The following is a 13,945-nucleotide window of genomic DNA, read 5'->3' as shown; positions in this document are numbered from 1 at the left end:
AGGCCGGCTCCTTGAACATCACGGCCAACAGCGTGGGCGGCGACGGCACAGCCAATGCGGCCTTGGACATTGACATTGCTTCGGGCGCCAACGTGGTCAACGTGACGGCCAACACCGGCGGCATTTACCTGCGCGACGTGGGCGCGGGCAATGTGGCCTTGACCAATTTTAACCTGACAGCCACAGGCTCCGGCCAGAACGTGTCCATCACGGCGGCCAGCGGCTCCATCCTGGCTAACAGCGCTGCTTTTGATACCAATATCGGCGATGACAACATTTACCTGACCACGGAAAACGTGGGCTCGGCCAAAAATATTGTATTTTCTGCGCTTCTGGACGTGTCCGTGGATAGCGGCAATGTTTACCTAACCAGCACGGGCGATGTGCGCGACAGCGGCGCCTTAACCTTGTTGAAGGCTAACTACCTTGAAATTGACGCAACTAACGGTGTGGGCAGCAGCGGGACGGGAACGGGTTCGCCTTTTAACGTGGACGTAACATCCCTCAAAGCCACTTCCGAAAACGCCATCTACATCCGCGAGGATGATGGAGTGGACGTGATGGGCCTGGAAACCACAGCCAATACGGCTGAAATCCAGTTGGTCGCCGGCGGAAGCATTGTGCTGAACGGCGATGTAGATGCGGACAACAGCGGCGACGTGACCCTTGACGCCATTACCGGCGCCATTACAAGAACATCCGGAACCATTTACGGCGGCTTGCTGACCATCTCCGCCGCCGACGGAATAGGCGCTACGGGCGCCACCGGTTTGGCCATACACACCGACGTGGCCACGTTGGTTGCAGACAACAGCAACACCGGCGATATTGTCATTCTGGAAGCCAATAACCTGACCGTGGGCGGCTCCACCGCTGCGCAGACCGTCACCAATAATTCCGGCGACATTATTATTACCTCCGCCAGCGGCAGCCTGAACGTGGTTCAAGACGTGACGGCCGGCTCCGGCGGCGACGGCGGCGTTGTTTTGACGACGGCAACCAACGCCCAGACAGTCACAATCGGCACAGGCGTGACCGTGGAAGGCGGCGCCGGCGGCATCGGCGGCGTGACCATCCATTCCGACGACATCACCTTGAATACCGGCGTGACGCTGATTGCCAACGGCGGAACCGGATACGACAAGGGCGGGGACGTCAAGCTCTATCCCACGAATTCCAACCTTGCAATCACGCTTAACGGCGCGGGCAACGTCAATTTTGTGACCACGCCTGCTTTGACCAACCTGGCGGATTTCATCACTGTAAACGACGACGGCTTCCTGGTCATCGGCGATGAAGCCCATTCCGGAAATGTCACCGTGGCCGGAACGGCGGCTGCAACCTTTGGCAGCGGCACCAACGTGGCTGTTCTTACCAATAAAACCGTCAACCTGAACCTGGGCGCCAGCGGCGACATCAGCACCACTGGCGACGTATATATTTACGCCGGGCAGCAGATTGTGGACGGAGGGAATGACGGTTCGGCCGACATCCTGGCTGACAATGTTTACTTGAACGCAGGCAGCGGCATCGGAACAGCCGCCAACGCTAATGCGGCCATTGATATTGTGGCCACCGACATTTACGCCACTAATTCCACCTCCAACGGCGTGTTCCTGAACATCCTGGGAGCAACCGGTGCAGCCGGTACAGGCGCCGTGAACGTCCAGGAAGCCCATGCCAATGCCAACACAGCGGGCCAGGTCTGGATTCAATCCACGGCGGTAGGCGGGCTGACCCTTACCGACGTGGATACGGTCAATGGCGCCATCACCGTGGATCAAAACACCGGCGCGGTAACCATCGTGGCTGTGGACGGCAACACCGTCGCCGGCGCAAACACCGTCTCCATCGAAGGCCAGGGCGATGTGTCTTTGGCCGGAACGGCTAACAGCCATGTGTATTCAGCTGGAAATGTGGATATCACTTCCGTCCAGGGCAACATTGTCAGCGGCGCCAACACCGGTGTAGAGGTTCAAGGCACAAACGCCACGTTGACGGCGTTTGCGTCTATCGGCGCTTTGAACAACGAGATCAGAACCCAAGTCGCGGACCTGGACGCCAGCGCTGGGGTTGGAGACGTCAGGGTTGTGGAAGCGGACGGACTGAATCTGTCTGACGTCGACACCCAGACAGGCGGCATTTTTATTACTTCCGACTTAGGAAACATTTCCATTGACGATGTTCAATCGGATGTGAACCTCGCAGGCTCAGCTGACATTAATATCGTCGCCACGTCAGGCAGCGTTATTTTTAATGCCGGCGGCACATTGGTCGGCGACGACTATGTTTTTATCAGGGCCGGCGTAAACATCGTTTCCGACGGCGCCACGGGCGTCAATAACGAAATCACCGCTCCCCGTTTGGCCTTGGACGTGAGGGGCAACATCGGCGGAAGCGGCGTTAACGTATTGGAAGTCGATGCTGACAACCTGGAGCTTTTAATCAGAAACGATATCAATGGCGGATCTTCAAACTCCGCCTATATAGTCGATTTCGACGACCTGACCTTGGGCGGCGTGATCGGCGGCATCATGACGGGCGTGGTGGCCACCGCCGTGGGCGACGTCACTATTGATATTTCAGCGGCGGGCTCCCTGGCGGTTGTCAATGACGTAAACGGCGTGAAAGCCGACGCCACGTCAGGCGATGCAACCATCAACCTGACTGCGGGAACCGACTTGAGCGCCGCCGACACCATATTGGCGACCACCACGGGAACCGGCTCCTTTGACGCGTCCGTCACCTTGACGGCCGGCGATAACCTCACCACCACGGCGGCGGGAACCGTCACAGCCGATGTTAACGGCGGCTCCAACAGCGGAAACGCCGCCGTGACCATCGTCGGCAACGGAACCGGCGTAGACCGTGTTGTGGTCGGCGGCAATGTGACCGCCGATGCAGCCCTCGGAAACGCAATCATCGACATATCGGCACGCGGAAACGGCGCCGGCGGGTCTGGCACAGCGGCTTTGCGTGTCGCGGGCGATCTCAGCGCCGCCACTTTGGGTATGGCTAATGCCGGCGTGCAGATAGGCGTCACCACTGCAGGCGGCTCGGCTTATATTGACGGCGCCATTGACGTTTCAAGCCTCGGCGTCAACGGCACGGATTCCGTTCTGATTCAAACGACGCAGGGCGACATAAATCTTCTGGGCGACATCACAGGCTCCTCGACCACGACGGGCAGCGTGACTCTCAATACCCAGGGCGGCGGCGCGGCGGACATTAACCTAAGCGGCGCCATTTCATTGACCGGCAGCGGCACGGGCTCTTTTGTGGAAGTTCTGGCCGGACAGAATGTCGGCTTTACCGGTTCTGCCGATATCGATCTGAACGGCGGCGCCAGCAGCTATGTCCGGGTGGATGCTGCGGCAGGCGCCATCACCATGGCCAACGGTGCAAGAATCAACGCTGGTTCTTCAGGCTCAATCGATCTGAACGCCAACGGAAACATCACCATAGGCCAGTTGATCACCGGCCTTGGCGGCGCAACGGTCGTCACCATCGACTCCACCACTGGCGGCGTCATTGACGGCGGCGGCTCCGGCGGTGATGACATCATTGCCAATGAGGTGGGCGCCATCACCGAAATCAATGCCGCGACCTCTATCGGCGCCACGGGCGGCGGGGAAATTGAAACCCAGATTGACACCCTGTACGCCTCCGGCTCTGTGGTGGCTATCATTGAAACCGACGACATCATCCTGGGCGACACCCAGGCTGTGGCAGTTCCGGGGGCGGGAATCATCCGCGCCGACGGCGGAACCGGCACGGTCGTGGACATCACGGCCCAGGGCGACATCTATGCTTATAATATCGACGCCACGGGCGGCGCCGGCAACGCCGACATTTTCCTGACGTCCAATACCGGCGACGTCACGGTGGGCGCCATTACGGCGGGCCTCGCCGGCGGCGACGTGAATATCACCGCCAATCAAAACATTTTTGATGACGGCGACGGCGGCGCGTTCGCCACGTATACGGAAATCGACGCTGGCGGCTCCGTCAACCTGACGGCCACCAACGGCCATATCGGCTGGACGTCCTCGCTGGACATCTTCAATACCCCGGCCAACATCTGGAAGGCGGTGGATATTGACTCCGGTCCTGTTCTGAATCTGAATTCCAGCGGCAACATCCAGATTTTTAATGACGGGTCCATTGGTTCATTGAAAACAGTCCCCAATGGCGGACAGAGTGGTTATGAAATTCTGATTGGCGCCTGGGGCGATATTACAGTTGGAAGCGCCCTGGACACCTTACAGGACAACCTGGCTCTGGTCGCCCTGAATGGCGGCAATATTACCCTGAATGCAGCGGCGGGCGCTTCCACGGGCAATGTGGAACTGTACGCGGAAGGCGACATTGTTGACGGCAACGGCACGGCAGCCGCCGATGTTTTTGCAGGCAACGGAGCGACCGGCGGTTCAATCATCCTTACGGCCGGCGGGGCCGGAGGCAACGGCGCCATCGGCAGCGCAGGGGCGGGCGGCGCCATTGATCTGGACGGCGACGTGGTAAACGCCAAAAGCGACGGCTCCGGCGGCATCTACCTCAACGACGTGGTCAACACTAACGGCCTGGAAGTTTCAGCCGACGCCCAAGGCAGCGGAAATATATCCATTACAGGCAGCGTGGAAGACATGACCCTGGTGGACGTCAAGACCTTTGACGGCAATATTACCGTAAATGCGACCGGCGCCGGGAATGACGTTATAATCACCTCGGTGCAATCGGACTACGACACCGGCACGGTAGGCGCCAACGACATCGCTATTCAAGCTGCGTCCGGAAGCATTAAGTTCGGCGCTTCCGGCTCCCTGGTTTCCGATGATGACGCGACGTTAAAAGCGGGCGGCGGCAGCATTGTCAGTACTACGGCCAATGCGGCCGTGGAAATCACGGCGGACTACCTGCACATGGAAGCCCAGGACAGCATTGGCGGTTCTGCTCCAAACGCCGTCTTGATGACGGACGTTAACACCCTGACCGCTCATTTCGGTTCGGATAACGCAACAGGGGATAACGTTGCGGCAGGATTGTACCTGGACAACAGCGGCGCCCTGGAAATCGGCGGAACCGCCGGAACAGGCGTGCATGTTGGAGCCGCATTGAATGTTTTTCAAGCCAACGCAACCGTGGAAATCACCGCCGATTCCCTGACTCTTACCGAGTTGGTGGACGCCACAACTCTCGGCGCCTACAATGCCTCCGTCACCCTGACGGTTGACGGCGGAGCGACGGGCGATCTGACCGTGGGCAGCCACGTACTGGCTTCCGGCGGCGGCAGTTCCACAATCATCCTGGACGCAAGTGCAGGAAATGATGTGATTATCAACGGCGAAGCCGGAGTCAAGGCCGTCGGCGTTATAGGATCTGTGGACATTGACGCCGCAGGCGATGTCACCGCTTCGGGCGGAACCGCCCTTGGCGCCATTCAGGTGACCTCCACCGCTGGAATCGCCACCTTGGACATCGCCGCGGACGGCGACGTCACGGTGGGTTCGGGAGCGGCAACTTCCGATATTGCCGTGTCGGCCACGGGCGGGAACGCCCTGGTTAATGTCGCAGCCGGCGCCAATGCCGGCGAAGGCTCCGTGAACATCGACGGCAAGTTTGTTGTTAATTCCACGGCGGACGTCTCTATTGTCGTAACCGCCGATGATGATGTGGCTCCTGGTACGGGATCCTTTGGAAACGTGAATGTTTCCGGCGCGCTTTCCGGCACGGCCGGCGGCGGCGCAGGCGACACCGCCTCCATCACCATTACCGCGGACGGCGATGTTGACGTGGACGGCGGCAGCATCAAGGCGACAGCCGGAACCACCGGCGCCATCGCCACCGGCGCCATCGTCACGGTCAACGCCGTTGACGTTACCGTGGGCACCGGCGGAACAATCGCCGCAGCAGGCGGCGCAGGCTTCAAGGACATTGTAGACATCAACGCCGCGGGCGTTGTGACCGTGGACGGCGGCGGCTCCATCAACGCCGCTTCCAAGACCGGCTCCGTCACCATCAACGCGGCCAGCGTGGTTGTGGGATCGACGGGGGTCGGCAACGTTGCGGCCACCGGGTCTGTGAATGCTTTCGTGTCCATCGCCACAACCGGCGCTGCAGGCATCACCGTAGGCTCTTCCGGCTCCGTAACGGCGGACGCCACAGGCCCTGGCGCGGTCCTGTCCAAAATCGTCCTGAACGCCGGTACGGATGCAGCGGCCGACGTGACCATCGACGGCAAGGTGCAGGCGGGCGACGCCCTGACCGGCACAGGCGCGGCCACGGTGGATATCGACGCGGCGGACGCCGTGTTCATGGGCTCCAGCGGCCGCATCCTGGCTTACGCAGGCGGGGCGAACCTGGGCTCTATAGACATCGACGCCAACGGCAATGTTGATCTGTTTGGAACGGTGACTGCAAGAAGCACCTCCGGCAACGCCTACGTGAACGTGGACTCGGTGACCGGTAACATCGCCGCCGGTTCCAGCGGCGTCGGTATAACGGCCGACGCCGGCTCCGGCGCGGGCGACATGGCGGACATCAACCTGAACGCGGTTGCTGGGACGGTTACCGTCGATGGGGCTCTTGCGGCTACCGGAACCACCGCCTATGTGGACATCGACGCCAACACTAGCGTGACCATCACCAACAGCGGCAGTATATACGCTGACGGCGGCGCCAAGGGCTCCGTGGACATCAACGCCGGAACGACCGTATCCATAAGCGACACGATCAAGGCGGACGGTTCAAACACCGCGGATATCGACATTATAGCGGGCGGCGACGTCACCCTGAACGATCTCGGCAGCGGCCTCATGACCACCGGCTCCGTAGCGACCATCACCATTGATACAACCGGCAATGTCAGCTTGAACGAAGACGTAGACGCCAACGGCGCGGGGTTTGGCAGCATCTCCGTTACGGCTGACGGCGCCACCGGCATAACAATCCTCGCAGGTCCTGAAAACGGGATCACCGCAGGCGCGTTTGGAACCGCGAACGTCATCCTGAACGCCACGGCAGGCGCCGTGACCATCAGCGATACGGTTTCCGCCACCGCCGCCGTTGCAGTGATTGACATTGACGCCGGAACAAACGTCACGTTGAACGACTCGGGCAATGGCCTGAGAGCGAACGGCTCGGCCGTAGGCTCCATCAATGTCAATGCGGGCGGTAATGTCTCCCTGAACGAGGACGTATTTGCTGACGGCTCAAACGCAGACGTTTACGTGCGCGCCGACGGCGCGGCTGGCATCACCCTCGGAACCGGGGCGGAGACCGGTGTAGGCGCCACCGGCGCAGTCTCTCAGGTCTGGCTGGACACGGCCACGGGAGCCGGCACGGGCGGCGCAATCAGCATTAACAAGGCCGTTTACGCTTCCGGTGCAGTGGCTCTGGTGGACATCGACTCCGACGCCGGCGTCACCATGGGCGCGGCTGCAAGCATTATTTCGAATGCAGGCGGCGGCACCGGAACAATAGATATTGACGCCAAGGGCACGGTGGCCCTGGATAACGTGGTTGCGGCCACAGGCGGCGGCCCTGCCTATGTGTACGTGGACTCCACGTCAGGAAATATCACCCTGGGAACCAACGGAACAGGCATTTCCGCAACGGCGGGCGGCGGAGCTCCGGCCAAGATCGAACTGGACGCTAATGGCTCCGTGGATCTCGATAACTCCGTGCAAGCCTCCGGCGGCAGCGTATCCTATATTGACATAGACGCCGGAACCACGGTCACCGTGGGCTCCTCCGGGTCCCTGGCGGTAACTTCCGCCTCCGTGGGCTCGATAGATATTCTCGCTCAGGGCGACGTCACGCTGAACAACGACGTGGACGTTACGGCTGTCAATCCGGCCACCATCACTGTGAAATCCACGGCCGGAAACATATCCATCGGGTCCAACGGCTCCGGTGTTTCCGCTACATCCACAGCAAACACCCCCACTGACATCAGTTTGGAGGCGGTGTTGGGCTCCGTGGACATCAATAACGATGTGGTTGCCACCGGCGGCTCGACGGTCATAGACATCGACGCGGGCACGACCGTATCCATGGGCTCCACGGCTTCCCTGCAGGTTATCGCGACAGGCGCGCCGGGATCCATTGACATTGACGCAGTGGGCGACGTTTCCCTGGACAATGTTGTCCTATCCAAAAGCAACACCGCCCCGGCTTACGTTAAGGTCGATTCCACCGGAGGAGACATTTCCCTTGGTTCCAATGGTGCGGGCATCAGCGCCGGAAGCGTCGGCAGCATCGGCCCTGTAGGGGGCGTTGTGCTCAACGCAGGCGGCGACGTGACTCTGGACAATGATGTCAGGGCGTACGGCAGTTTGGCCTCCGTTGATATAGACGCAGCCGGAACCGGCGGCATTTCTCTTGGAACAGGCGATCAAATCCTGGGCTCGGGAACCGGCAACGGGGCTACAGTCACCCTGGACACTTCGGACGGAGCCTCTACCATAAATATTGACGGCACGGTGAAAGCCGTATCCGGCGGCAATGTGGGCAGGACGTGGATCACCTCAGCAGGCGGCGCTGATATTGACGGAAAATTGTACGCAACGGGCGTCAATACCGCCAGTGTCATAGTCTCCGCCTCGGGAAGCGTGAATATTGACGCCGCTGTGTCCGCCACGGACGCCAACGGCGATGCAACCATTACCGTGGACGCCGGCCAAAGCGTAACCCTGGACACGACGGGCAACCTGACCGCTCAAGCCGGAACCACCGGGACCGCTCGGGTTAATATCCTTGCAGGCGCCGGCGTTACCGTGAATACTCAGATTACGGCGGACGCGGCCACCAGCACGGGCGTTAACGCCTACGTTAATATCGGCACCGGCGGAGCGCGCATCACCGGCGCCATTAGCTTGCAAAGCAATGCGGACATTTACGCCGACGGCGGAACCGGGCTTGCCGCAGTGAACATTTTCTCCACGGGAAACATCACCGCCCACGGCGCCGTGGATATACAAGCCGATTCCGACACGAAAAACGGCACGGATGCGACAGTGGCCATTAACTCGTCACTCGGCGGCGTGTCCATCGGCGCCGGCGTGGGCTCCATCCTGGCGGACGGCGACAACAACGCCACGGTCGTCATCACGGGCGGCGGCGCGGGGGCCAACCGGGTGCTGGTCAGCCAGAACGTGACCGCCGACGCCGCAAGCGGCAACGCCACGCTTACTGTTTCCGCGGCCGGAACGGGCGGACGCGCGACGGACGACGCTCTGGTGGTGTCCGGCGCTCTCTCCGCATTGGCCGACGAAGGCGACGCCATGGTGACATTGACCAGCCAGGGCGACGCCACCGTCCAGGCGGCGATAGTCGCGACAGGAAAGGACAGTGTGGCCGGCGGAGACGGCGCCCGGTCCGCCGACATTATCATCACGGTGGCCAAGGGGCTGGAAACCACTGCGGGCGGAACCCTGACGGCCACGGCGGCTGAAGAAACCGGGGGCTCCAATTTTGGGCCTGCACGCGTAACGATTACCGCCAACGGCGCCACGAACGCCGACCAGGTGAGAATCGGCGGAGCGATAGACGCCGTTTCCGAGCGAGGGCAATCCCTGATAGACATCAGCTCCCAGGGCGTTGGTTACGTCGGAAACGGCGTACCGGCCATGTACATCACCGGAGACCTTACCACCGAAAGCAAGGCCGGCGCAGGCTGGTCCAGGATCATCCTGGACTCCCAGGGCGCTGCCGGTTCGGTTGTTATTACCGGGGACTTGTCGGGCGATTCCGCAGGAAGCACGGGCTATATAGACCTGACCTCCAACGCGGGGACCTTCCAGATCGATGGAAGCATCACCGGCAGTTTCGCCGCGACCGGCATCGTGTCCATCGACACCCAGGGCGGCGCCACGACGGATATCGACCTGAACAACGCCATATCCCTGACTGCAGGTAATTTTGCAAATTCCTATGTGGAATTGCTGGCCGGCCGTACCGTGGACATGAATAACACCGCGGCTGACATCACCGCCGTCGGGGCTGGCGAGGTCGCTATAACCGCTGACACCCAAGCGGGTGATAACGGCGGCCAAATCATCATGGCTAACGGTACGGTGGTCAACGCCGGAGCGGGAATCATCGACCTGGACGCAGACGGAAACATCACTTTGGGCCAGTTGATTACAACCAATAATACCGCCAGCGCCGTGAATATTTATTCAGTGCATGGAGCTCTTGCCGATGTAGGCGACGCCGGCGGCGAGGATATCATAGCCACAGGCGCGGCTGCCGTCGTGACCATTACGACCGAAGACGGAATAGGCGCCTCGGGCAATCCTATCGAAACGGACATAACCACTCTGATCGCTTCGGTGACTGGCACGGGCGGCATTTACATTGACGAAAATGACGGCATCACCTTGACGAATGTGGATACGGTCAAGGGAGACATCGTCATCACCGCGGGCAACACAGCCGCCGGCAATGTGACGGCCACCGATGTGGCGGTCACCACTTCCGGCGACATCAGCATCACCAATAATCTCACCGGCGACATCCTGGTGGGCGTGATTCAGACGGCTGACGGCGACATCGACCTGACGGCCAACTCCGGCGCCATTAACGAAATCGGCGCCGGCGATGTTGGCGTGGATATCATTACAGCCAACGGCCTCCTGGACATGTGGGCCTCCGGCGGCATAGGCACTGCGGCGGGCGGGCTGGAAACCACCATCAACACCCTGTACGCCACGGGCTCTTCGGTCATCATCAATGAGACCGACGACATCATCCTGGGCGATGAGCAGGATGTGGCGATTGCCGGTTCCGGCAAGGTGATGGCTACCAATGGCACCGGCTCCATAGATATTGAGGCCGGCGGTGATATTTTCGCCAACTATGTGGTGGCAGCAACCGGCACCGCCACAACAGTCAGCATTGATTCCAACGGCGGCAGCATAACTTTGGGCGCCGTCAGCGGCTATGACGTTACCATTAACGCCAACAAGAACGTGCTGGACGACGGAGACGGCGGATCGGCTGCAGCGCCATCTGTCATCCCCTTCTACACCCAGGTGGTTGCGGGACACGACCTGACCATTAACGCTGGTTCCGCCGGCAGCGGCTACTACATCGGAACCAACACTCCGATCGACCCCAGAACCGGCTCCATTTTCCTGGCGGTGGACGCCAAGTGGGCCAATGTCGGTTCGTTTAATTCAACAGATAATATCCAGATTTATCAGACAGGCGACGTTACTATAGCCGCCCCGCCTAACTTTAACTCCGGCGGCGGACCCGACGATCAGATTCTGCATATGGCGGAAGATAACTACACCGTGAATGCAGGATTCGTCGTAGGCGGAAGCGACAACATCTGGCTGGCGGCCTTGAACGGCGATCTGACCATCGCTGCGGGCCAAACCGTACAGGCAAGCTCCGGCAGCGTGGATCTTTTCGCTAGAAACGGAGACGTGATCCTGGCCGGCGCCATTGCAGCTACCGGAAACGCCCAGGTGGAGGCCACCGGCCGGATTCTGGATCGCGGCGCGGGCGCTGGCACAGGCGACGCAACCGCCGACATCACGGTCACTTCCGGCAGCGTAACTCTTAAAGCGGGTTCCGGTATAGGTACGGGAAGCAACACAGCGGCAGCTATCGACATTACCGCATGCGACATTTGGGCCGCCAACGGCGTGCAGTCCACCAGCGGCGCCGGCGGCGTGTTCCTGAACGTCATCAATGGCGGGACGCCTGTGGAAATCCATGAGGGTTATGCATGGAACGCCGGCAATGTCTGGATTCAGTCCGACTCGGACCTGACCCTCACGGACGTGCAGGCGGAAGGCGTCCTCGGCGACGTGACCGCACTGATCAATGGCGGCACGGGTTCCATCCTGGCGACATCCGTCAAGGCTGGGGATAACGTGGACATCACCGCAGGCAGCCTTGCCGGCAACATCTATGTGGACTACATCGAAGCCGGCGGCGACGTTGACCTGGCCGCAATTGCAGGCTCCATCCTGGAAGCCGGGGCCGGCGACGGATCTGTCGACATTGTAGCCGCGAACGGAACCCTCACCGCCACCGCAGCGGGCAGTATCGGAACCGCGAGCGAGGCCATCGAAACCACCATCGCCACACTGGTTGGAAGCTCCACCACCAGCGGAGACATTGTCATTGACGAGTCCAACGGCATTGTCCTGCAAAACGTAGTGGACGCCGATGGCGACATCATCATCCGCGCTGGATTGGCTGGAACGGGAGTAGCCACCCTGGCTGCCCAGACGGTTACCGCCAGCGGCGGAGGCAGCGCAGGCAGCGGCAATGTGGTTCTTACCAATGCTTCGGGTAATATCACCCTGCAAACCGTCACGGCTCACGATCGTGTGACCCTGACCGCTTCCACCTCCATCGACGACGCGGACGCCGTGGACTACAACGACGTTACCGCGCCTGAACTGGTCATGACCGCCGGAACCACCATCGGCTCAGGCGCCAACAGCTTTCTGGACGTTAACATCAACAACCTGGAAGCCTATGCAGGCGATACGGGCGTGGCAGGGCCTACTGCCGTGCGTGTGGATAATGTCGGCGCCCTGACCATCGGCGACATCACGCTTGGCATGAGCGGCGTTCAGGCTATTTCCACCAATAACACGGGTGCAGCCACCGCGGATGCTACCATCAACATTCTTGCTCATGACCTGACCGTTAACGAAGCGGTCAAAGCCCAGGGTACGGACGCTAACATCAACCTGAGTGTTTCCACCGGATCCATCAGCACCAGCGCAAACGGCGACATCTCCGCCATTGGCGGGGCCACGGCCTATGTAAAGTTGAATGCCACCAAGGGCATCGACACTCTTGGGACAATTACCGGCAGCGCCACCACGGACGTGGATGTGCAGCTCTTGGCGCACGGTACGGGCAATCTCGACGTGGGTGCGGCAGTCACAGCGGACGCAGGCGCGGCCGGAGACTCTTATATGAAGCTCTCCACCCAAACGGGCTCAATCGTTACGCAGGCGGCCGGAACCTTGACCGGCAGCGGCGATCATGCCCGGATTCATATTGATTCCGGCACGGGCGTGGGCGGGCCGGTGGTAGGCGACATAACCATTAACGGCGCCATTGACCTCAACGCCGGTTCCAGCGGGTCCGTCAACCTGCGCGCCAGGTTGACCGGCGACATAGACATTGAGGCGCCCATTACGGCCGATGCAACGGCTGGAGGAGTGGGCGTTTATGCGACGGCTGTCCAAGGCTCGGTGCTCACTAACGCAGCTATTAGCGCCGCCGGAACCTCTAACGCGGTTGTGGATCTGCAAGGCCAGACAACCTTGACGGTTAACCAGGCCATTTCCGCCATCGGAACCAACGGCTTCTCCACCGTGGATCTGACCGCCGTCACCGGCAATCTTACCACCGGAGTAAACGGAGACATCACGGCTTCCGGCGGCACGACGGTCACTGTCGGCCTAACCGCGGGCGGTAACATTCAAACCAACGGCAGCATAGACGCTGATGCAGGGACCGGTCTCGCGGACCTGTCCATGACTGCGGCCGGCTCCATCGACGTGAACGACGCCATTGCCGTGACCTCTACCTCCGGCAGCGTGGACATCGACCTGGACGCCAACGGCGGCCCCATCGACACGGCGGTTGGCGCCAGCATCACCGGAACGGCGACGGGCGCTACAGCAACCACGGTGGACATCACCCTGGACGCCAGCACGTCCGTAACCAATAACGGCAGCATCGACGCCAACGCCAAGACCGACGCAACGGTGGAATTGATCGCAGGGTCGTTCATTGCGGTCAATGATAACATTGACGCCAAAGGCTCGAACGGCGCTGCAATTGTTGACTTGAACGCCAACGGCGGAAATATCGCCACGGCCTTGGCCGGAAGCATCAATGCCACGGGCGGCACGACCGTTGACATCACCCTGGACGCCACGGGCAATATCAACAACGCCGG

At 60.7% G+C, this 13,945-nt stretch carries 1 protein-coding gene; it reads left to right on the top strand.

Translation table 11 applies throughout. The features are described 5' to 3' along the window. Positions 1–13,945 (top strand): beta strand repeat-containing protein (locus G491_RS36015; RefSeq protein WP_028316583.1); only part of this gene is annotated, 13,945 nt, incomplete at both ends.

Origin of the sequence: Desulfatibacillum aliphaticivorans DSM 15576 (genome assembly GCF_000429905.1) — a bacterium.
In the GTDB taxonomy this organism is placed as follows: domain Bacteria; phylum Desulfobacterota; class Desulfobacteria; order Desulfobacterales; family Desulfatibacillaceae; genus Desulfatibacillum; species Desulfatibacillum aliphaticivorans.
Note: the sequence above shows the minus strand (reverse complement) of the source record. Positions and strands in the feature narration are given on the sequence as shown.